The sequence below is a fragment of the uncultured Streptomyces sp. genome, assembly GCF_947488945.1.
GTDB lineage: Bacteria > Actinomycetota > Actinomycetes > Streptomycetales > Streptomycetaceae > Streptomyces.
In genome coordinates this window covers 35,338-56,858 of record NZ_CANLBS010000011.1, presented here as the reverse complement: position 1 = coordinate 56,858, position 21,521 = coordinate 35,338, and the positions used below count along the sequence as shown (strand labels likewise).

Sequence of the window (21,521 nt, the reverse complement as noted above, 5' to 3'; positions counted from 1 at the left end):
CCGGATGGCGGGCCGGGTGGGCGCGCCCTGTGGCAGGTGCCGACCGCAGGTGCCGACCGCAGTGTCGGCGGGGCCGTACCGGCCCGGCGGAGGCCCCGAGGCCCCGGCCGGGCTGTGGCACTTCCGGCGGTGCCCGCGGCTCAGTGCGCGACCGGGTGCCGGGTGACCGGCCCGACGTCGGGTGACGGCACGGTCCCGTTCCCGGGGGCGCGTCCGTCCAACGTCCGCGCCGCGTCCCCGGCCTCCCGCGGTCCGCCGCGCGCGGGTTCCGGCGCCGGCGTCCGCGCCGCCCGCGGTTCCCCCGCCGCCTGCGGCTGCTGGGCCCGTTCCAGGAAGCGCAGCAGCTCCACCGGGAACGGCAGCACCAGCGTCGAGTTCTTCTCCGCCGCCACCGCGACCACGGTCTGGAGCAGCCGCAGCTGGAGGGCCGCGGGCTGCCGGGACATCTCGCCGGCCGCCTCGGCCAGCTTCTTCGACGCCTGCAGTTCGGCGTCGGCGTTGATGACCCGGGCGCGCCGCTCACGGTCCGCCTCGGCCTGGCGCGCCATGGAGCGCTTCATCGTCTCCGGCAGCGAGACGTCCTTGATCTCGACCCGGTCGATCTGCACGCCCCAGCCGACCGCCGGGCTGTCGATCATCAGCTCCAGCCCCTCGTTCAGCTTCTCCCGGTTGGAGAGCAGGTCGTCCAGGTCGCTCTTGCCGATGATCGACCGCAGCGAGGTCTGGGCCATCTGGGAGACGGCGAACCGGTAGTCCTCCACCTTCACCAGCGCGCTCGCCGCGTCGACCACCTTGAAGTAGATGACGGCGTCCACCCGGACCGTGACGTTGTCCCGGGTGATGCCGTCCTGGGCCGGCACCGGCAGGGTCACGATCTGCATGTTGACCTTGCGGAGCCGCTCGATGCCCGGCAGCACCATGGTGAACCCCGGGCCGCGGACGTCGTCGCGGAGTCTGCCGAGCCGCAGCACCACGCCCCGTTCGTACTGCTTGACGACGCGCGCCGCCGCGGCGGCGTACAGGCCGCACACGGCGAGCAGCGCCACGATCGCGACCACGAGTTCCTGGACCATGACGGCCCCCTGACGCGACAGGGACGCGTACGCCCCAATTGATTGCCTTATCACACGGTATGTCTGATGAGTGTGTCGGGGGAAGCCCTGCGGGGTACCCGTCGGGCCGGATGTCGCCCGGTCGGCTTCCTCCGGGTGCCGGGGCAGGCCGGGGCGGGCAGGGTGGCCACGCCAGCACGCCGAGCAGACGAGGATCCGCCCATGTCCGTGACCGCGCCCGTACGCCGCCGCCCCTCCCCCTCCCGCGCCGCAGCCGCCGCGGTGCTCCTGGCGCTCGCCGTGTCGGGCTGCTCGGGGCTCGGCCGGACGGCGGTGGGACCGATCACCTACGTCACCGAGCGGGACAAGGAGATCAGCGTGATGAGCCCGACGGTGCGCGGCTGCCACCGGATGGCGCCGGCCGGGGTGAAGGCGATCGAGAACGGCTCGCTGGTCGACATGGTGCTGTACCGCACCCGCGACTGCACGGGCGGCGGGACGACCTACGTCTCCCGGTCGTTCTCCGACGAGAAGGCCCCCCGCTCGCTGCCGTGGCGGAGCTACACCTTCGTCCACTGACGGGCGCCGATCCACTGACGGGGTCCCGGTGCCGCCCCTGCCGGACGCGTGACACCGGCGGGCGGGCGGGTCCATGCTGGAGGGTGAGGCGATGCCCATGCGTACCGGCAATGAACCCGTCACCGCCCGCAGCCCGCTGCGGATGCGACTCTGGCTGAGCCTGTGGGCCGCGGTCTGGGCCCTGTTCGGACTGGCCGCGTTCGTCTGGGCGGGCCGCCCCGGGTGGGCGGCGGCCTGCGGGGTGCTGCTGGCGGTCACCGTGACCGACCTGGCACTGATCGTGCGCCACATGAGGCAGGGCGCGCACTTCCAGCCGGGCCGGGACGTCCCGCCTTACGAACCGGTGCGCGAGGACGGCGCGCGGGGCCGCCGACAGCCGGTGCCGGGCGACCGGGACGGGACCCGGCCGCCGGAGCGGTGACACCCCCGGCCCCTCCCCGGCCGGGGAGGACGCCGCCGGGCGCGCGGCGTCCCCGTCAGCCCTCGCGGTCGTCGAAGCGCGCGGCCTTGAGGTACTCCGGGTTCGGGTCGAGCGCGGCGGCGAGCCGGAAGTGCCGGGTGGCCTGCTCCTCGCGGCCGGCCCGCTGGAAGGTGCGGGCGAGCGCGAAGTGCGCGAACGCGTTGTCCGGCTCGCGCTCCAGGACCAGTTCGAACTCCAGCTCGGCCGGGCGCAGTTGGGCGGCGGCGAAGAAGGCGCGGGCGCGCAGCAGGCGGGCCGCGGTGTTCTCCGGGTGGGCCGCGATCACGGAGTCGAGCAGCTTGACCGCACCGCGTGGATCCCGTGCGGCCAGCAACTGCTCGGCCGCGCGGAAATCGATGACATGGGTTTCCGGGTTCCTCTCGGGCACGGACTCATCCTTCCCTTCGCTCGCACGGTTTCAACGTCCGGCGGTCGTCAGCTGTTCCGCGGCCCCTCGCGTGCGGGGGGGCCGCGTTCAGCCGGCGGCGCGCCGGACCAGTTCGTCCCACACGGCCCGGACCCGGGGCTCCAGCTGTGCCAGGGAGCCGTCGTTGTCGATCACCAGGTCGGCGACGGCGAGCCGCTTCTCACGGTCGGCCTGTGCGGCCATCCGCGCGCGGGCGTCCGCCTCCGTCATGCCGCGCAGCCGTACCAGCCGGTCGAGCTGCGTCCGGGGGGTGGCGTCGACCACCACCACCAGGTCGTAGAGCGGGGCCAGTCCGTTCTCGGTGAGCAGCGGAACGTCGTGGACGACCACGGAGGCGGGGTCCGCCTCGGCTTCCAGGGCGGCGGAACGGTCGCGGACCAGCGGGTGCACGATCGCGTTGAGCGCGGCGAGCGCGTCCGGGTCGGCGAAGACGACCGAGCCGAGCGCGGGGCGGTCCAGCGAGCCGTCCTCGGCGAGCACGCCGGGTCCGAACTCCTCCACGACGGCGGCAAGGCCGGGGCTGCCGGGTTCGACGACCTCGCGGGCGATCCGGTCGGCGTCGATCAGCACGGCTCCGTACGAGACGAGCAGCCGCGACACTTCACTCTTGCCGGCGCCGATCCCGCCGGTCAGGCCCACCTTCAGCATGGGGCGCAGCCTACGGCCTGGCCCCCGCGGGCGTCTCCCCCGTCCGGGGACGACGACGGCGTCCGTCGCGGTGCCCGGCCGTCATGACCGGGCACCGCGACGGACGCCGTGCGACGCCCTCGGAGGATCGCCCTCAGAGATCGCCCTCGCGCTCGGCGAGGAAGCGCTCGAACTCCTGACCGATCTCGTCGGCGGAGGGCAGGTCGACCGGTTCGGCGACCAGGTTGCCCCGGGTCTCGGCGCCGGCGATCGCGTCGTAACTGTGCTCCAGACCCTCGACCAGCGAGACGAGTTCGTCGTCGCCCTGGCCGATCTGGCGCTCGATCTCGGTCTGGGTGCGCAGCGCCTCGTTGCGCAGGGCGTGCCCGACGCTCGGCAGCACCAGGCCGGTCGCGGCGGTCACGGCTTCCAGGGCGGTGAGCGCGGCGTCCGGGTAGGAGGAGCGGGCGACGTAATGCGGCACGTGGGCGGCGACGCCGAGCGTGTCGTGGCCCGCCTCGGTCAGGCGGTACTCCACCAGTGCGGCGGCGGAGCCGGGGACCTGGGCCTCGTCGAACGGGCTGCGGTGGCCGGGCATCAGGTCGGTCCGGTTCCCGTGCGGGGTGAGGCCGACCGGCCGGGTGTGCGGGACGCCCATCGGGATGCCGTGGAAGGTGACGGCCAGCCGGACGCCGAGCCGTTCCACGATCTGCTCGACGGCGGCGGAGAAACGCTCCCACTCGACGTCGGGTTCGGGCCCCGAGAGCAGCAGGAACGGGGCGCCGGTGGCGTCCTGGACCACCCGGACGTCGAGCGTCGGGGTCTCGTAGGCGCTCCAGCGGTCGCGCTTGAACGTCAGCAGGGGGCGCCGGGCACGGTAGTCGACGAGGCGGTCGTGGTCGAAGCGCGCGACCACCTGGTGGGGCAGCGTGTCCAGCAGCCCGTCCACGATCTGCTCGCCGGTCTCACCTGCGTCGATGTACCCGTCGAAGTGGTAGAGCATGACCAGGCCGGCCGACTCCTGGGCCAGCGCCATGTCGACGACCGCCAGCCCTTCCGGCTCCCATTCGTACAGACTCTGCGGATCAAGCACGGTTACCGCTCCTCCTCGTGTTCATGGGGAAGAACACCCGAAGGGGTACGGGCATTCCCCGCCCGTACCCCTTTCACCGGACCGTTACGCGCGATCGGGCGCGCCGGTCCGGTCCGGCCGTCAGGCCAGCACGCGGCTGTGGAGTTCGGTCACCGCCTTGCGGGCCGAGGTGAAGGCGCCGTGCTGCCAGGCGTCGGTGTGGCTGAGGTAGTCGCCGGCGAAGTAGACGCGGCCCGCCGCCTTGTTGAGCGGGGCGAACGCCGGGGCGTCGGGGCCGCCGGAGAGCGAGTGCCAGGCGGTCTCCAGGTGCGGGGTCTGGCGCCAGTGGTGGGAGAAGGACGCGGCGAGCTCGGTGCGGTACTTCTCACCGTGGATCTTGACGCCCTGGGCGACGGCCCGCTTCTCCCGCTCCTTCGGAGGCAGGGCCGCGTAGGAGTCGGCCTGGGAGCCGTAGTTGTAGTAGCCGACGATGAGACCGCGGTCGCCGTTGTGCCCGTAGGACGGGTACCAGATGTGGGACAGGTCGAGGTCGGTCTCGGTGATGCCGCCGTAGATCCGGTGGTCCGTCTCCCACCAGCGGCTGCGGTACTCCAGGCCGATCTTGCCGGCCGAGGCCGGCCGGCAGGCCTCCAGCGCGCTCTGCACGGCGGAGCCGAGGTTGTGGGAGGTCTTGGCGAGGATGTTGGGCGGCAGCGCGGCGATGCAGTAGTCCGCCTCGATGGCCCGGGTGCGGCCGTCCTGCCGGTAGGTGACGGTGACTCCGTGCGCGGTGTCCTCGATGTTCGTGACGGCGGCGCCGGTGCGGATGCGGCGGCTGCCTATCGCCCTGGTGAGGGCGGCCGGTATCCGGTCCATGCCGCCGACCGGCTGGAACATCAGCATCGCCTGGTCGTACTCGAACTCGAAGGAGAAGTAACGGCCGACGTTGCTGGCGAAGACCTCGGAGGCGGAGGGGACCCCGCCGAGCACCTCGCCGGGGGTGCCGGCCGCCGCCGGGTCCACGGTGTAGCCGCGGCGCGGGCTGCCGGTGTACGCGAGCGAGTCGCCGATGTCACCGAAGTCCTTCAGGAACTCCAGCAGCCGCTCCTGGTCCTCGGCGGTGATCTGCCGGTCCAGGGCGCCCTTGTCGGTGGCCTTGGCGAGCAGTTCGGAGACGTAGCCGTACACGTCCGCCTTCGCGGTGCGGTAGCGCACCGGGGCCTTCATGCCGGCACTCTCGTTGTAGATGTAGGCGTTGGCGTTGACATTGGTGAACACCTCGACGGGCACGCCGAGTTCGCGGCAGTAGTCGAGGGTGACCATCCACTGCGGGATGCGTCCGGGGCCGGCGTTCATGTAGACGCCGTCCTTGAACGCGGCGGTCTGCTTGTGCCCGTAGAGGTCGGTGGTGGAGTCCCCGCCGCGGACCGTGAAGTTCCGGCCGCCGGTGCGGTCCCGGGCCTCCAGGACCGTACAGTCGTAACCGGCCTTGCCCAGTTCGTACGCGGCTGCGAGGCCTGCGATGCCTCCGCCGACGATGACGATCCGGGCTGCGGCGCGGCCCGCCAGGTGGAAGTCGCTCTTGCTGGGGGCGCGGTACGCGGGCTCGCGGCTCGCGGCCTGCGCGGTCGGGGCGAGGCCGAGCGCGCCCATGGTGGCGAACATGGCGCCGGCTCCGCCGGTCACGCCGACCTGGCGCAGGAAGTTCCGACGGCTCGAACCGGTGGCGGGCGATTCGGAGTTGGGCGTGCTGAGCGTGGAAGACATGTCCCGGCTCCTCTGGTGATCACGTTGTCGCCCGGATCCTGACAAGGGCGTGTTACGAGCCGTCAGTTACTCGTGTATCCCACACGTTTCCGTTCCCTCCGCGCCCCGGACCCCCATTGGTCCAGACCTTGACACCCGGTGCGCGCGCTCCTACGTTCACCGGGCACGCGTTCACGCCCCCGCCCCTGAAGCCCCGCTCCCGCACCGGACACCCCCCGCATCCTCACGGGAAGGCACCCCCATGCGCACCCGCACCCTGCTCGCCGTCCTGCTGGCCACGGCCGCCGCCGGCCTCGCGCCCGCTCCCGCCCAGGCCCGCACCGCCGCGGTCCTCGACGTCTCGACCGCGTCCCAGCTGAAGGCGGCCCTGCTCGCGGTCGCCCCGGGCGACACGATCCATCTGGCGGACGGCACGTACACCGGGAACTTCAAGGCGCTCGTCCCCGGCACCGCCGCGGCCCGGATCACCCTCACCGGATCCGCCGGGGCGGTGCTCACCGCCGGAGGCGGTTACGGCCTGCATCTCAACGGCGCCTCCTACTGGACCGTGCGGGGCGTCACCGTCACCGGCGGCCAGAAAGGCATCGTGACCGACGCGGCGAACGGGGTGGTCATCGAGTCGGTGACCGTCCACGACCTCGACATGGAGGGCGTGCACTTCCGCAAGTCCAGCAAGGACGGCGTCCTGCGCGACTCCCGCATCCACCACACCGGGCAGGACGGCCGGGGCATGGGCGAGGGCGTCTACGTCGGCACGGCCGGCGATCTCACCGACCGGAGCGACCGGGCGCAGATCCTCGGCAACACGATCGGGCCCGCAGTCGGCGGGGAGAACGTCGACATCAAGGAGGGCACCACCGGTGCGCGGATCGCCGGCAACACCTTCGACGGCACCGGGCTGACCGGCGCGAACTACGACGATTCCTGGGTCGACGTGAAGGGCAACGGCGTGCTGGTGGAGAACAACAGCGGAACCGCCACGACCAACAACGGCTACGAGACCCACACCCAGCAGCCCGGCTGGGGCTGCGGCACGGTCTTCCGGGGCAACCGGTCCGACCTGACCGGGGCGACCGGCCCGGACCGGCTGGCCGTCCACGTCACCGCGAACAGCGCGGGCTGCCCGACGACCGTGTACGCCGACAACACCGTCACCGGCGGCAACGGGCTCACCGACATCGCCGTGACCCCCTGAGCCCTCCCGGACCCGCCCCGGCCCGTCGGGGCACACGCGTGAGGCCCGCCCCCCGAAGGGGACGGGCCTCACGGTGTACCTACCGCTGCCGCTGTCCGTCAGCAACTGTGGTCAGAGCGTCAGCTCTGGCCGCCGGCGAGCTTCTCGCGCAGCGCGGCCAGGGCCTCGTCCGACGCCAGGGCGCCGGAGTTGTCCGCCGACTCCGAGGAGTACGAGCCGCCGCCGCCACCGGCGCCGCCGGAGGCAGCCGGGGCGCCGGCCGGGGCGGCAGCGCCCTCGGCAGCGGCGGCCTCGTCGGCCTCGCGGGACTTGATGACCTGGGCCTGGTGCTGCTCGAAGCGCTGCTGCGCCTCGGCGTACTGCGTCTCCCAGACCTCGCGCTGGGACTCGAAGCCCTCGAGCCAGTCGTTGGTCTCGGGGTCGAAGCCCTCGGGGTAGATGTAGTTGCCCTGGTCGTCGTAGGACGCGGCCATGCCGTAGAGGGTCGGGTCGAACTCGACCGAGGCCGGGTCGCTGCCGAAGGACTCGTTGGCCTGCTTCAGCGAGAGGCTGATGCGGCGGCGCTCCAGGTCGATGTCGATGACCTTGACGAAGATCTCGTCGTTGACCTGGACGACCTGCTCCGGGATCTCCACGTGGCGCTCGGCCAGCTCGGAGATGTGGACCAGACCCTCGATGCCCTCGTCGACGCGCACGAACGCACCGAAGGGAACGAGCTTGGTGACCTTACCCGGGACGACCTGGCCGATCTGGTGCGTCCGGGCGAACTGCTGCCACGGGTCTTCCTGCGTCGCCTTGAGCGACAGGGAGACGCGCTCGCGGTCCATGTCGACGTCGAGGACCTCGACGGTGACTTCCTGGCCGACCTCGACAACCTCGGACGGGTGGTCGATGTGCTTCCAGGACAGCTCGGAGACGTGCACGAGACCGTCGACGCCACCCAGGTCCACGAAGGCACCGAAGTTGACGATCGAGGAAACGACGCCGGAGCGGACCTGACCCTTCTGGAGGGTCGTGAGGAACGTCTGGCGCACCTCGGACTGGGTCTGCTCGAGCCAGGCGCGGCGGGACAGGACCACGTTGTTGCGGTTCTTGTCCAGCTCGATGATCTTGGCCTCGAGCTCCTTGCCCACGTAGGGCTGGAGGTCGCGGACACGACGCATCTCGACGAGGGACGCCGGCAGGAAGCCACGGAGGCCGATGTCGAGGATGAGACCACCCTTGACGACCTCGATGACGGTACCGGTGACGATGCCGTCCTCTTCCTTGATCTTCTCGATGGTGCCCCAGGCGCGCTCGTACTGGGCGCGCTTCTTCGAGAGGATCAGGCGGCCTTCCTTGTCCTCCTTCTGGAGAACAAGGGCTTCGATCTCGTCGCCGACCTTGACGACCTCGTTCGGGTCGACGTCGTGCTTGATCGAGAGCTCGCGGCTCGGGATGACACCTTCGGTCTTGTAACCGATGTCGAGGAGAACCTCGTCCCGGTCAACCTTGACGATCACACCGTCAACGATGTCGCCGTCGTTGAAGTACTTGATCGTCTCGTCGATCGCCGCGAGGAACGCGTCCGCGTCGCCGATGTCGTTGACCGCAACCTGCGGAGTGGTGGCGGTGGTCTCGGTGCTGCTCGTCATGTGGGAAAGGGCTCCGGTACGGACAGTGAGTCGTAGGTACTGCTACGCCGAAAGCCCGTATCGCCTCTGCAGAAGCCGGACAGCCTGGAAAGCACCTGTCCCGCGGAAGCGGGGAGGCGCCTCGACAACCGAGGAGCATGCAACAGACGCGAGCGCGGCCTGCTAGGTCTGAGGCGCGCAGGCTCGCAGCGCAACTTGTAGCATACGGGGACAGCCGGACAGGGTCAATGCGCGAAGGCGCACACCCGGGGCGCAACCGCCCGTTCCGGCACAACTCAGCTTCTGCGAGACCGCGTCGGCCCCGGGACACAGGTTTCGCGCGCGCGTCGCCGCGGCACGGCCGGCCTCCGGCACGCGGCCGCGGCCTCCCGGGAGAGACCCGCCGTGCGCGGTGGGTGAAGGCAAACTACAACGACGGACACGATGAGCCAAGAGACCCGTGGGACAGAACCCGAAGCGACCCGCCGCACCGCCGGCGAGGACGAGAGCAGCAGGGCGAGCCGGGGGTGGTGGGACCGCAACGCCGACGAGTACCAGAGCGACCACGGCTCCTTCCTCGGCGACGACCGGTTCGTCTGGGGCCCGGAGGGGCTCGACGAGGCGGACGCCGGGCTGCTCGGCCCGGCCGGCTCGCTGCGCGGCCGGGACGTCCTGGAGATCGGCGCCGGAGCCGCGCAGTGCTCCCGCTGGCTCGCGGCGCGGGGCGCCCGGCCGGTGGCGCTCGACCTCTCGCACCGCCAGCTCCAGCACGCGCTGCGGATCGGCGGCGACGTGCCGCTGGTGGAGGCCGACGCCGGAGTCCTCCCCTTCCGCGACGGCTCCTTCGACCTGGCCTGCTCCGCCTACGGGGCGATCCCGTTCGTCGCCGACCCGGTCCGCGTCTTCCGCGAGGTCCACCGGGTGCTGCGGCCCGGCGGCCGGTGGGTCTTTTCCGTGACGCACCCGATCCGCTGGGCGTTCCCCGACGAGCCGGGCCCCGAGGGCCTGTCCGTCGCCGCCTCGTACTTCGACCGGGTCCCCTACGTCGAGCAGGACGAAAGCGGCGACGCCGTGTACGTCGAGCACCACCGCACGCTCGGCGACCGGGTGCGCGACGTGGTGGCCGGCGGCTTCCGACTGCTGGACCTCGTCGAGCCGGAGTGGCCCGACTGGAACGACCAGGAGTGGGGCGGCTGGTCCCCGCTGCGCGGCCATCTGATCCCCGGCACCGCGATCTTCGTCTGCGTCCGCGACTGATCACCGCGTGCCGCCGTCCACCGCCGGGTGCCGGGCGGCGCCCGGCACCCGGCGGTGGACACTGGGGACGTGATCCGTACCGCCGCCCTGGACCAGTTGCCCGTACGCTCCGCCGTCCCCGCCCTGCGGCGGGCGCTCGACGGGCGGGGCGTCGCCGTGCTGTGCGCGCCGCCCGGGACCGGCAAGACGACCCTGGTGCCGCTGGAACTGGCCGGGCTGACCGGCGGCGGCCCGGTCCGCCGGGTGCTGGTCGCCGAACCCCGCCGGATCGCCGCCCGCGCCGCCGCCCGCCGGATGGCGTGGCTGCTCGGCGAGCAGCCGGGCGGCTCGGTCGGCTTCACCGTGCGCGGCGAGCGGGCGGTCGGCCCGCACACCGTGGTCGAGGTGGTGACCACGGGCGTGCTGCTCCAGCGGCTCCAGCGCGACCAGGAGCTGACCGGCGTCGACGCGGTGATCCTCGACGAGTGCCACGAGCGCCACCTGGACGCCGACACCGCGGCCGCGTTCCTCCTGGACGTGCGCGCCACCCTCCGGCCCGACCTGCGGCTGGTCGCCGCGTCCGCCACCACCGACGCCGGGGGCTGGTCCCGGCTGCTGGGCGACGCGCCGGTCGTCGAGGCGCACGGCGTCTCCCACCCGGTGGAGGTGGTCTGGGCCCCGCCGCCGGCCCCCGTACGGCCGCCGCACGGGATGCGGGTCGATCCGGCGCTGCTGGCGCACGTCGCCGCGACCGTCCGCCGGGCGCTCGCCGAGCGCACCGGGGACGTCCTGTGCTTCCTGCCCGGCGTCGGCGAGATCGGCCGGGTGGCCGGGCAGCTCTCCGGTGCCGGTGCGGAGGTCCTCCAGGTGCACGGGCGGGCCCCGGCCGCCGTGCAGGACGCGGTGCTGGCCGGGTCGGACGGCCGGCGCCGGGTGGTGCTGGCGACGTCGGTCGCGGAGTCCTCGCTGACGGTGCCGGGCGTCCGCGTCGTGGTGGACTGCGGGCTGGCCCGCGAGCCGCGCACCGACCACGCCCGCGGGCTGAGCGCCCTGACCACCGTGCGCGCCTCGCAGGCCGCCGGCCGCCAGCGGGCCGGACGTGCGGGCCGCGAGGCGCCGGGGACCGTCTACCGGTGCTGGACGCAGGCCGAGGACGGGCGGCTCGCCCGCTTCCCGTCGCCGGAGATCGCCGTCGCCGACCTGGCGGCGTTCGCCCTCGCCGCCGCCTGCTGGGGCGACCCGGACGCCTCCGGGCTCGCCCTGCTCGACCCGCCGCCCGCCGGGGCGATGGCCGCCGCCCGCGAGGTGCTGACGGCCGTCGGCGCGGTGGACGCCGACGGTAGGGCCACCGGGCGCGGGGTCCGCATGTCGAGGCTCGGCCTGCATCCGCGGCTGGCCCGCGCCCTGCTCGACGGGGCCGCGGAGATCGGCGGCCGGCGCACCGCCGAGGTGGTCGCGCTGCTCGGCGAGGAACCGCCCCGCGACTACGGCGACGACCTGGCGGCCGCCCTGCGCACCGCCCGGCGCGGACAGGACGGCTACGCGGCGCGCTGGCAGCGCGAGGTGCGCCGCCTCACCTCGGCCCTCGGCACCGACGGCAGGGGATCCGGACGGGGCCCGGACGCGGCGCCGGGCGACGACGCGGCGGTCGGCCTGGTCGCCGCGCTGGCGTTCCCCGAGCGCGTCGCCCGCGCCCGCGGCGACGGCGCGTTCCTGATGGCCTCGGGCACCGGCGCGGAACTCGGCGAGGGGTCGCGGCTGCGCAGCGCGCCGTGGCTGGCGGTCGCCGTCGCCGACCGGCCGGCGCACGCGGCCGCCGCCCGGGTGCGGCTGGCGGCGGTGGTCGACGAGGCCACCGCGCTGCGCGCGGCCGGGCATCTGCGGTTCCGGGGCGAGGAGGTCCGGTGGGCCGACGGGGACGTGCTGGCCCGGTCGGTGGACCGGCTCGGCGCCGTCGAGCTGACCGTGCGCCCGCTGAAGCGTCCCGACCCGGACCAGGTCCGCGCGGCGCTGCTGGAGGGGCTGCGCCGGGAGGGCGCCGGGCTCCTGCGGTGGTCCCGCGACGGGGCGCAGCTGCGGGCCCGGCTGGCGTTCCTGCACCGGGTGCTGGGGCCGCCGTGGCCGGACGTCTCGGACCCGGCGCTGCTGGAGCGGGCGGACGAGTGGCTGGAGCCGGAACTCTCGCGCGCCCGCCGCCGGGACGACCTGGGCCGGATCGACGCGGCCCAGGCGGTGCGCCGGCTGCTGCCGTGGGCGACGGGCGAGGCGGCCCGGCTGGACGAGCTGGCGCCGGAGCGGATCGAGGTGCCCAGCGGCTCGCGGATCCGGCTGGACTACGGCGGCGAGCAGCCCGTACTGGCCGTGAAACTCCAGGAGTTGTTCGGGCTGGCCGAGACGCCGCGGGTGGCGGGGGTGCCGGTGCTGGTGCACCTGCTGTCACCGGCGGGCCGACCGGCGGCGGTCACCGCCGACCTGGCCTCGTTCTGGCGCGACGGCTACCAGGCGGTCCGGGCGGAGCTGCGCGGCCGGTACCCGAAGCACCCGTGGCCGCAGGACCCCTCGACGGTCGCGGCGACCCGCCACACCTCGGCGCGGGCCGCGCGGGGCTGACCGGCCGCGCCGGGCCGACGTACGCGAGGACGGCCCCGGCGTGCGCCGGGGCCGTCCTGGTGCGTGGTGCGCGGCCGTCAGGGGGTCGCGGAGGCCGCGGGCGACGCGGACGCCTCGGGGGCCTCGACGGTGAGCTCGACGACGACGGTGCCGCCGCCCGCCGCGACCAGGCTCAGCCGGTAGGTCCCCGGCGCGGTGCCCGCGTGCAGCACCGGCAGGGTGAGCAGGCCGTCCTGGTCGGTGACGAGGCCGGACAGGGTGCGGACCGCTTCGCCGTCGGCGTCCTCGAAGTACGGGCCCTTGTCGTCCGTGACCGGCAGCAGTCCGCCGGTCAGGACCGTGGCGGTGACCGCCACGCCCGCCGCGACGGCTCCGCCGCGGGTGGCCTTGATCCCGACGCGGTCGGCGAACTCCGTCCCGGTGGCGGCGCTCAGCGCGGTGTCGCCGGTGCGGGCGAGGGCGTCGGCGTGCCGGGCGTTCACGGTCGCGAGATAGGTGAACGTCAGCTGCCTGGCGCCGGTGCCGACGACCGCGACGATCCGGAACGCCCCCGTGGTGTCGCCGGCCCGGATCACGGGGGCGGTGGCGACGCCGTCGGTGCCGGTGGCCGTCGTGGCGGTGGCAGTGCCGTCGGCGAAGCGGGCGTCGGTGTCGCCGGCGATCGTGAACGTCACCGGCGTCCTGGCGAACGCCTTGCCGGTGGTGCTCAGGGCGCGTACGGCGATCCGTCCCTCGAAGGCGTCGCCGGTGAGCGCGGTCAGCGCGCCCGTGCCGGCGTCGACGACGCTGCCGAGCGTCGAGGAGGCGGGCGGCGTCGGCGGGTTCGTCGGGGGCGGCACGGTGGGGAGGGTCGGCGTCGGCGTGGGGGTGCCGGGGGCGGACGGCGTCGACGGCGTGGACGGCGTCGGGGAGGGGCTCGGGGAGGCGGAGGGGCCGGAGCCGGGGGTGGACGTGCCGGAGGCCGGGGCGCCGGGCGTCGGCGTCGGGCCCGCGGTGGCGCGGCCGCCGCCGCTGGAGGTGACCGGCAGGACGCCGGTGCCGTCGGGCACCTCGTGCACGCCGTCCTGGTAGTACGCGAACCAGGTCCGCACGGTGCGCAGGTACTCGGTGGAGTGGTTGTAGCTGAGGACGGCACGGTCCAGGTCGGTGGCCAGACCGAGGTCGCGGCTCCCGGCGCAGAGGTAGCGTCCTGCGGCGAGCGCGGCGTCGTAGATGTTGTTGGGGTCCTTGCGCCCGTCGCCGTTGGCGTCCTGGCCCCAGGTGGCCCAGGTCTGCGGGATGAACTGCATCGGGCCGACCGCGCGGTCGTGGGTGGAGTCGCCGTCGTAGGCGCCGCCGTCGGAGTCCTTGATGAGCGCGAAGCCCTGGCCGTTGAGTGCGGGGCCGAGGATCGGGGAGAGCGTGGTGCCCCGCGCGTCGACGTTGCCGCCGCGCGCCTGTCCCGACTCGACCTTGCCTATCGCGGCGAGGAGTTGCCAGGGCAGCCGGCACGCGGCGTCGGTGCGCGCGAGGTCCGCCTCGGCCTGCTTGTAGGCGGCGAGCACGGTCGCGGGGATGCCCGATTCGGCGCTGCCGGTGAGGGGCAGGTCGACGGAGGTCTTCGGCTTCGAGGGCGTCGTCAGCGGCGGCAGGTCGGTGTAGTACCGCTCGTCGCCCGCTCCGTCGGACGCCGCGGTGTCCGGGCCGGACTCCGAGGCGGTCGACGGGTCGTCGGCGCCGGCCCGGTCCGCTCCGGGTGCGCCCGGAGCCTGCGAGGCGGCGAGCGCCGCCACCACGACCGCGGCCACCGCTGTGTTGGTGGCTCCCCGGCGCAGCCGGCGTCCGAATTGCGCTGCCATACGTATCGGTCCCTCCCCGTCGACGACTGTCCGCGCTCCCCAGCGCCTGGACTGAGGTGACCCTACGGCACGTTGGGGCGGGCCGACATGGCGGGCTGACCGGTTCTTACCGCTTTTTCACACGGCGCGGACGGTTCGCGGAGCCGGATTCGGCGGGCGTTGGGCGCGCGTTGTGCCGCCGTTGTGCGGTGCGTCCCGCCCCGGTGGCCGGGCGTCCGCCCGCAGGTCGCCGCCCCGTCACCCGGCAACGGCGGCGGGGCATGCAGGAGAGGGCGGTACCCGGCCGGAGAGCCGGGTACCGCCCCCGTGGGGACGCGCGTGCGGTCCTGCGGGTGCGGGACCGTCGCGGAGGTCAGTGCGCCGCCGACTCCCAGTCGCGGCCGACGCCGACCGACACGTCCAGCGGGGCGCGGAGTTCGACGGCGGAGGCCATCTGCTCGCGGACGATCCGCTCGACCTGCTCCCGCTCGCCCGCGGCGATCTCCAGGACGATTTCGTCGTGGACCTGGAGCAGCATCCGCGAGGTCAGCCCGGCCCCGGTCAGCGCCTCGTCCACCCGGAGCATCGCCACCTTGACGATGTCGGCGGCGGTGCCCTGGATCGGGGCGTTGAGCGCCATCCGCTCGGCGGTCTCGCGCCGCTGGCGGTTGTCGCTGTTCAGGTCGGGGAGGTACCGGCGGCGGCCGAAGACCGTCTCGGTGTACCCGGTGGCCCTGGCCTCCTCGACGACCCGGCGCAGATAGTCCCGCACCCCGCCGAACCGCTCGAAGTAGGTGTCCATCAGGCCGCGCGCCTCGCCGGCCTCGATGTTGAGCTGCTGGGACAGCCCGAACGCCGACAGGCCGTACGCGAGGCCGTAGGACATGGCCTTGATCTTGCGGCGCATCTCCGGGTCGACGGCCGACTTCTCGACGCCGAACACCTGCGAGGCGACCGTGGTGTGCAGGTCCTCCCCCGACGTGAACGCCTGGATGAGACCGGCGTCCTCGGACAGGTGGGCCATCACCCGCAGTTCGATCTGGCTGTAGTCCGCCGTCATCAGCGTCTCGAAGCCCTCGCCGACGACGAACCCGCGGCGGATCGCCCGCCCCTCGTCCGTGCGCACCGGGATGTTCTGCAGGTTGGGGTCGGTGGACGAGAGCCGGCCGGTCGCCGCGACGGTCTGGTTGAACGTGGTGTGGATGCGGCCGTCCGTCGCGATCGACTTGATCAGGCCCTCGACGGTGACCCGCAGCTTCGCCTGCTCGCGGTGGCGCAGCATGACGACGGGCAGCTCGTGCTCGGTCTGCGCCGCCAGCCAGGCCAGCGCGTCCGCGTCGGTGGTGTAACCCGTCTTCGTCTTCTTCGTCTTCGGCAGGGCCAGCTCGCCGAAGAGGACTTCCTGGAGCTGCTTGGGCGAGCCGAGGTTGAACTCGCGGCCCACCGAGGCGTGCGCCTCCTTCACCGCCTGCTGCACGGCTCCGGCGAACTGCTGCTCCATCGCCTCCAGATGGGCGCGCTCGGCGGCGATGCCGTGCCGCTCCAGCCGGGCCAGCAGGATGGAGGTGGGCAGCTCCATGTCGTGCAGCAGGTCCGTGGCGTTGACCTCCGCGAGCCGGGTGGTGAAGGCGCCGCCGAGGTCGAGGACGGCGCGGGCCTGCGACATCAGGGCGTCGGCCTCGGCCCGGTCGTCGGCGCCGAAGGCGAGCTGCCCGTCGGACGCTGCGGCGGGCGCCAGCTCCCGGCCGAGGTACTCCACGGCGAGGGCGTCCAGCGCGAAGGAGCGGCGGCCCGGCTTCACCAGGTAGGCGGCGAGGGCGGTGTCCATGGAGACGCCCTCGATGTGCCAGCCGTGCTCGGGGAAGACCCGCATCACGCTCTTGGCGTTGTGCAGGACCTTCGTGCGGGCCGGGTCGGCGAGCCAGCCGGTGAGGGCGCGCTCGTCGTCCGCGTCCAGCTCCGCCGGGTCCAGCCAGGCGGCGGCCCCGCCGGCGGCGGCGAGCGCCAGCTCGGTGACCCGGCCGGTGCCCAGCGCCCAGGTGTCCACGGTGGCGACGCCCAGCGGCTGCCCGCCGTGCTCGGCCAGCCACCCGGCGACCTGGCCGGTGGCGAGCACCGAACCGTCCAGCTCCACGCCGGCCGCCGGGGCCGGGGCCTCGTCCTGCGCCGCGCCGGGGTCGACCGCCATCAGCCGCTCGCGCAGGCTCGGGTTGCGGATCTCCAGCACGTCCAGCACCCCGGTGACCGCCGTACGGTCGTACGGGGCGCGCGCCAGGTCCTCGGGACCCTTGGGCAGCTCCACGTCCCGGACCATCTCGGTCAGCCGGCGGTTGAGCCGCACCGACTCCAGGTGGTCGCGGAAATTCTGCCCGGCCTTGCCCTTGACCTCGTCGGCGCGGGCCACCAGCTCGTCGAACGAACCGAACTGGTTGATCCACTTCGCGGCGGTCTTCTCGCCGACGCCGGGGATGCCGGGCAGGTTGTCCGACGGGTCGCCGCGCAGCGCGGCGAAGTCCGGGTACTGGGCGGGGGTGAGGCCGTACTTCTCCTCGACCTTGGCGGGCGTGAAACGGGTCAGCTCCGACACGCCCTTGGTCGGGTAGAGCACGGTGACGTTGTCCGTGATCAGCTGGAACGAGTCGCGGTCGCCGGTGACGATCAGCACCTCGAACCCGGCCGCCTCGGCGCGGGTGGCGAGCGTCGCGATGACGTCGTCCGCCTCGAAGCCGTCGACGGCGAACCGGTCGGCGCTCATCGCGTCGAGCAGTTCCCCGATCAGCTCCACCTGCCCCTTGAACTCGTCGGGGGTCTTGGAGCGGTTCGCCTTGTACTCGGGGAACTCCTCCGAGCGCCAGGTCTTGCGGGACACGTCGAACGCCACCGCGAAGTGCGTGGGCGCCTCGTCGCGCAGCGTGTTCGCCAGCATCGAGGCGAAGCCGTACACGGCGTTCGTCGGCTGCCCCGTCCCGGTCGTGAAATTCTCCGCGGGCAGGGCGAAGAACGCCCGGTACGCCAGGGAGTGCCCGTCCATGAGGAGCAGGCGCGGTCGGTTGTCTGCCGTCTTCTTCGATGCTGTCTCAGCCACGTCCCCGATCCTGCCACGGACCACCGACAATCCGGACCGCGTCACGCCCCGCGGCCACCGCGCACACCCCCGCCCCGCCGCCCAGGACCGCCCGGCGCACCGCCCACCGCGCCGCAGCGCCGTGACAAGATCGATGGCAGGTACAGCCGCTCGAAGGGGAGCATCATGGCCACCAAGCCCCCGACCGGAGACCCGGTCCAGGACGCCCCGCAGGTCGACGACGTCCAGCACGCCGCCGCCGGACTGCCCGCCGTCGCCCACAGCCTGATCATGGCCCGGCAGCAGATGGGGCTGCGGCGCACCGCCGCCACCCTCCTCAAGGTCAACCAGAAGAACGGCTTCGACTGCCCCGGCTGCGCCTGGCCGGAGGGCGACCGGCGGCACACCGCGGAGTTCTGCGAGAACGGCGCCAAGGCCGTCGCCGAGGAGGCGACGCTGCGCCGGGTGACCCCGGACTTCTTCGCCGCCCACCCCGTGTCCGACCTGGCCGGCCGCAGCGGCTACTGGCTAGGCCAGCAGGGCCGCATCACCCATCCCATGTACCTGGCCGAGGGCTCCGACACCTACGAGGCCGTCACCTGGGACCGCGCCTTCGCGATCCTCGCCGAGGAACTGAAGGCGCTCTCCTCCCCCGACGAGGCCCTCTTCTACACCTCCGGCCGCACCAGCAACGAGGCGGCCTTCCTCCTCCAGCTCTTCGCCCGCGAGTTCGGCACCAACAACCTGCCGGACTGCTCCAACATGTGCCACGAGTCCTCCGGCTCCGCGCTGACCGAGACCATCGGCATCGGCAAGGGCAGCGTCTCCCTCGACGACCTGCACGAAGCGGACCTGATCATCGTCGCCGGGCAGAACCCGGGCACCAACCACCCGCGGATGCTGTCCGCGCTGGAGAAGGCCAAGAGGGCCGGCGCGAAGATCATCTCGGTGAACCCGCTGCCCGAGGCCGGACTGGAGCGGTTCAAGAACCCGCAGACCCCGCAGGGCATGATCAGGGGCACCGCGCTGACCGACCTGTTCCTCCAGATCCGCATCGGCGGCGACCAGGCGCTCTTCCGCCTCCTCAACAAGCTGGTCCTGGAGACCGAAGGGGCCGTCGACACCGCCTTCGTCGCCGAACACACCCACGGCTTCGAGGAGTTCGCCGCCGCCGCCCGCGAGGCCGACTGGGACACCACCCTCGCCGCGACCGGCCTCGACCGCGCCGGCATCGAGCGCGCCCTCGCCATGGTCCTCGCCTCGAAGCGCACCATCGTCTGCTGGGCGATGGGCCTCACCCAGCACAAGCACTCCGTGCCGACCATCCGCGAAGTCGTCAACTTCCTCCTGCTGCGCGGCAACATCGGCCGCCCCGGCGCCGGCGTCTGCCCCGTGCGCGGCCACTCCAACGTCCAGGGCGACCGGACCATGGGCATCTTCGAGCGGCCCTCGGACGCCTTCCTCGACGCCCTCGACCGGGAGTTCGGCATCGTCTCCCCCCGCCACCACGGCTACGACGTGGTCCGCTCCATCGAGGCGCTGCGCGACGGCGAGGCCAGGGTCTTCTTCGCCATGGGCGGCAACTTCGTCGGCGCGACCCCCGACACGGACGTCACCGAGGCCGCGATGCGCCGCGCCGCGCTCACCGTCCACGTCTCCACCAAACTCAACCGCTCGCACGCCGTCACCGGCGCCCGCGCCCTGATCCTGCCGACGCTCGGCCGCACCGACAAGGACGTACAGGCCTCGGGCAAGCAGTTCGTCACCGTCGAGGACTCCATGGGCATGGTCCACGCCTCGCGCGGCAACCTCACCCCCGCGAGCCCGCACCTGCTGTCCGAACCCGCCATCGTCGCCCGCCTCGCCCGAGCCGTCCTCGGCCCCGCCTCCACCACCCCGTGGGAGGAGTTCGAGAAGGACTACGCGACGATCCGCGACCGCGTCTCCCGCGTGGTGCCCGGCTTCGAGGACTTCAACGCCCGGGTCGCCGCCCCCGGCGGCTTCCAGCTCCCGCACGCCCCCCGCGACGAACGCCGCTTCCCCACCGCGACCGGCCTCGCCAACTTCACCGCCGCACCCGTGGAGTACCCCGAACTCCCCGCAGGGAGGCTGCTGTTGCAGACCCTGCGCTCGCACGACCAGTACAACACCACCATCTACGGCCTCGACGACCGCTACCGCGGCATCAAGGGCGGCCGCCGCGTCGTCCTCGTCAACCCCGACGACGCCCGCGCGCTCGGCCTCGCCGACGGCGCCTACACCGACCTCGTCGGCGAATGGCGCGACGGCACCGAACGGCGCGCCCTCGGCTTCCGCGTGGTGCACTACCCCACCGCCCGCGGCTGCGCCGCCGCGTACTACCCGGAGACCAACGTCCTGGTACCGCTCGGCGCGACCGCCGACATCAGCAACACCCCGGCCAGCAAGTCCGTCGTCGTCCGCTTCGAGAACACCACGGGCTGACCCGCCCGCCACCGGCCCGCCCCTCGCGAGGGGCGGGCCGGGTCCGCTCGCTCAGACCGCCTCCGGCGCCGCCTCGACGGGGGCGTCCGCCGCCCGGCGCGGCCCCGGCAGCACCGCCCCGCCGGACACCGCACGCCGCTCCCGGCGCACCGCCACCGCCAGCCCCGCCGCGACGACGCCCGCCGTCACGAAGCCGTACCACGGTGTCGCCCCCGTCGGGTGCGTCACGAACACCAGCGCCGCCGACGCCACCGCGAGCCACCGGCCCGCCGTGCCGCGCCACCCGGTGGCCGCGACCACCACCGTCCCCCACAGCAGGTACCAGGGCTGCACCATCGGCGACAGCACCACCAGCGCCACCAGCCCCAGCCCCAGGGCGTGCACCGGCTCGGTCCGGCCCACCGCCGCCCGGCGCGCGAGCACCAGGATCAGCACCCCGGCGACCGCCAGACCCAGCGTCCCCACCGCCGACTTCACCGCCTGCGGATCGGCGCCCACCGCCGACCGCAGCAGCAGGCCGACCCCCAGCCCGACGTCGCTGGAGAGGGACAGCGCGGTGTGGATCGTCCCCGCCACGCTCTGCGTCCGCAGCCACCCGAACCCGGTACCGGCCAGCAGCGTCGTGCCCACCGCCACCGCCGAGGCGACCAGCCCCGGCCCCAGCAGTCCCTTCGCCACCCGGCGCGCCGCGGACCCGGCGGCCGCCCGGCCCACCACGACGCCGACGAACAGCAGCGCCACCGCCGCCGGCGACTTCACCAGCACCGCGAGCCCGATCAGCGCCGAACCGGCGACCCAGCGGCCGCGCAGCGCCAGCACCGCGCCGGCCAGCGTCAGGCCCGCCATCAGCCCGTCGTTGTGGATGCCGCCCACCACGTGGACCAGCAGCAGCGGGTTGAGCGCGGCCAGCCACAGCGCACCGCCCTCGCCGACACCGTGGTCCCGCGCCAGCCTGGCCACCGCCCACACGACGAGCACCAGCGACCCCACCGCGACGAGCCGCATCAGCAGCACCGCGGGAACGATCGCACCACCGGTCAGCCAGGCGGCGGCGCGCGCCAGCACGAGGAAGAACGGCCCGTAGGGGGCGGGGGTGTGCGTCCAGTGGTGGCCGACGCTCGCGGCGGCGTCACCGCCCCGCCCGGCCGGGTCCAGCACGGACGGCCCCTCGCCGTACACGTCGTGCCCCTCCAGCACCATCGCGCCCTGGGCGACGTAGCTGTACACGTCGGCGGAGTGCAGCGGCGGTACCACGAGCAGCGGCGCGGCCCAGCGGACGAGCGTGCCTCGGACGTCGCGGGCGGAGGGGTCCGTGCGCCCGTACCCCCACCAGGCGGCGACCAGCACCGCCAGCCCCGCGTAGGCGAGCAGCGTCGCCGCGGTGGTCACCGCCGGCCCCCGCGCCACCCACAGCCCCCACGGGTCGTGCGCGGGCAGCCGCCCCGCCGCCCAGCCGCCCGCGGCGACCGCGACGGCCCCGGCCATTCCCAGCCGCCGGTGATCCACGGCGCTCAGTGCCCACATGACAGGAAACCTATC

Annotated in this window: 15 protein-coding genes; 6 read left to right on the top strand and 9 right to left on the bottom strand. The window is 73.7% G+C overall.

Annotation, left to right across the window (positions count from 1 at the left end; translation table 11 throughout):
* Nucleotides 1-140 precede the first annotated feature (140 nt).
* Nucleotides 141-1,073 carry a slipin family protein gene (locus tag Q0994_RS18910; RefSeq protein ID WP_299536322.1) on the bottom strand — a complete coding sequence of 311 codons (933 nt, stop codon included), beginning with the start codon at nucleotides 1,071-1,073 and terminating at the stop codon, nucleotides 141-143.
* A 201-nt stretch (nucleotides 1,074-1,274) separates the two neighbouring features.
* On the opposite strand from Q0994_RS18910, the gene Q0994_RS18905 reads away from it, so the two are divergent.
* Nucleotides 1,275-1,631 carry a hypothetical protein gene (locus Q0994_RS18905; RefSeq protein WP_299536320.1) on the top strand — a complete coding sequence of 119 codons (357 nt, stop codon included), beginning with the start codon at nucleotides 1,275-1,277 and terminating at the stop codon, nucleotides 1,629-1,631.
* 73 nt (nucleotides 1,632-1,704) lie between these two features.
* Nucleotides 1,705-2,052 carry a DUF6343 family protein gene (locus Q0994_RS18900; protein ID WP_299536318.1) on the top strand — a complete coding sequence of 116 codons (348 nt, stop codon included), beginning with the start codon at nucleotides 1,705-1,707 and terminating at the stop codon, nucleotides 2,050-2,052.
* Between the two features lie 55 nt (nucleotides 2,053-2,107).
* Here the strand turns inward: Q0994_RS18900 and Q0994_RS18895 are convergent, their stop codons facing one another.
* The 4 genes from Q0994_RS18895 to Q0994_RS18880 all read right to left on the bottom strand — a co-directional run bounded on the left by Q0994_RS18895 (nucleotide 2,108) and on the right by Q0994_RS18880 (nucleotide 5,882).
* Entirely contained in the window at nucleotides 2,108-2,479 is a 372-nt protein-coding gene (locus Q0994_RS18895) for a tetratricopeptide repeat protein (RefSeq protein WP_299536317.1), read from the bottom strand.
* Nucleotides 2,480-2,566: 87 nt separating this feature from the next.
* Entirely contained in the window at nucleotides 2,567-3,166 is a 600-nt protein-coding gene (gene coaE / locus Q0994_RS18890; protein WP_299536315.1) for a dephospho-CoA kinase, read from the bottom strand.
* Between the two features lie 133 nt (nucleotides 3,167-3,299).
* Nucleotides 3,300-4,238 carry a PAC2 family protein gene (locus tag Q0994_RS18885; protein WP_299536313.1) on the bottom strand — a complete coding sequence of 313 codons (939 nt, stop codon included), beginning with the start codon at nucleotides 4,236-4,238 and terminating at the stop codon, nucleotides 3,300-3,302.
* Nucleotides 4,239-4,358: 120 nt separating this feature from the next.
* Entirely contained in the window at nucleotides 4,359-5,882 is a 1,524-nt protein-coding gene (locus Q0994_RS18880) for an FAD-dependent oxidoreductase (protein WP_299536764.1), read from the bottom strand.
* A 343-nt stretch (nucleotides 5,883-6,225) separates the two neighbouring features.
* Here Q0994_RS18880 and Q0994_RS18875 point away from each other — a divergent pair, with 343 nt between their 5' ends.
* The gene (locus tag Q0994_RS18875) at nucleotides 6,226-7,179 is read left to right on the top strand and encodes a right-handed parallel beta-helix repeat-containing protein (RefSeq protein WP_299536312.1); all 954 of its coding nucleotides are present in this window, start codon (nucleotides 6,226-6,228) and stop codon (nucleotides 7,177-7,179) included.
* A 119-nt stretch (nucleotides 7,180-7,298) separates the two neighbouring features.
* Here the strand turns inward: Q0994_RS18875 and rpsA are convergent, their stop codons facing one another.
* Nucleotides 7,299-8,813: a 30S ribosomal protein S1 gene (rpsA, locus tag Q0994_RS18870; RefSeq protein WP_299536310.1), complete on the bottom strand. Its 1,515-nt coding sequence runs from the start codon at nucleotides 8,811-8,813 to the stop codon at nucleotides 7,299-7,301.
* Between the two features lie 423 nt (nucleotides 8,814-9,236).
* Here rpsA and Q0994_RS18865 point away from each other — a divergent pair, with 423 nt between their 5' ends.
* Both Q0994_RS18865 and hrpB read left to right on the top strand, forming a co-directional pair.
* Nucleotides 9,237-10,049: a class I SAM-dependent methyltransferase gene (locus Q0994_RS18865; protein WP_299536308.1), complete on the top strand. Its 813-nt coding sequence runs from the start codon at nucleotides 9,237-9,239 to the stop codon at nucleotides 10,047-10,049.
* Nucleotides 10,050-10,118: 69 nt separating this feature from the next.
* Nucleotides 10,119-12,638, top strand: coding sequence for an ATP-dependent helicase HrpB (gene hrpB, locus Q0994_RS18860; protein ID WP_299536305.1), 2,520 nt, complete (start codon nucleotides 10,119-10,121; stop codon nucleotides 12,636-12,638).
* Between the two features lie 77 nt (nucleotides 12,639-12,715).
* Here the strand turns inward: hrpB and Q0994_RS18855 are convergent, their stop codons facing one another.
* On the bottom strand, nucleotides 12,716-14,476 hold the full coding sequence (locus Q0994_RS18855; RefSeq protein ID WP_299536302.1) for a lytic transglycosylase domain-containing protein: 1,761 nt from the start codon (nucleotides 14,474-14,476) through the stop codon (nucleotides 12,716-12,718).
* 352 nt (nucleotides 14,477-14,828) lie between these two features.
* Nucleotides 14,829-17,540 carry a DNA polymerase I gene (gene polA, locus Q0994_RS18850; protein ID WP_299536300.1) on the bottom strand — a complete coding sequence of 904 codons (2,712 nt, stop codon included), beginning with the start codon at nucleotides 17,538-17,540 and terminating at the stop codon, nucleotides 14,829-14,831.
* Nucleotides 17,541-17,705: 165 nt separating this feature from the next.
* Here polA and Q0994_RS18845 point away from each other — a divergent pair, with 165 nt between their 5' ends.
* Nucleotides 17,706-19,982, top strand: a complete 2,277-nt coding sequence (locus tag Q0994_RS18845; protein ID WP_299536299.1) for an FdhF/YdeP family oxidoreductase — start codon at nucleotides 17,706-17,708, stop codon at nucleotides 19,980-19,982.
* Between the two features lie 51 nt (nucleotides 19,983-20,033).
* On the opposite strand, the gene mptB is transcribed toward Q0994_RS18845, so the two are convergent.
* Nucleotides 20,034-21,506 (bottom strand): polyprenol phosphomannose-dependent alpha 1,6 mannosyltransferase MptB, encoded by a 1,473-nt coding sequence (gene mptB, locus Q0994_RS18840; RefSeq protein ID WP_299536297.1) that lies wholly within the window; start codon nucleotides 21,504-21,506, stop codon nucleotides 20,034-20,036.
* Nucleotides 21,507-21,521 lie beyond the last annotated feature (15 nt).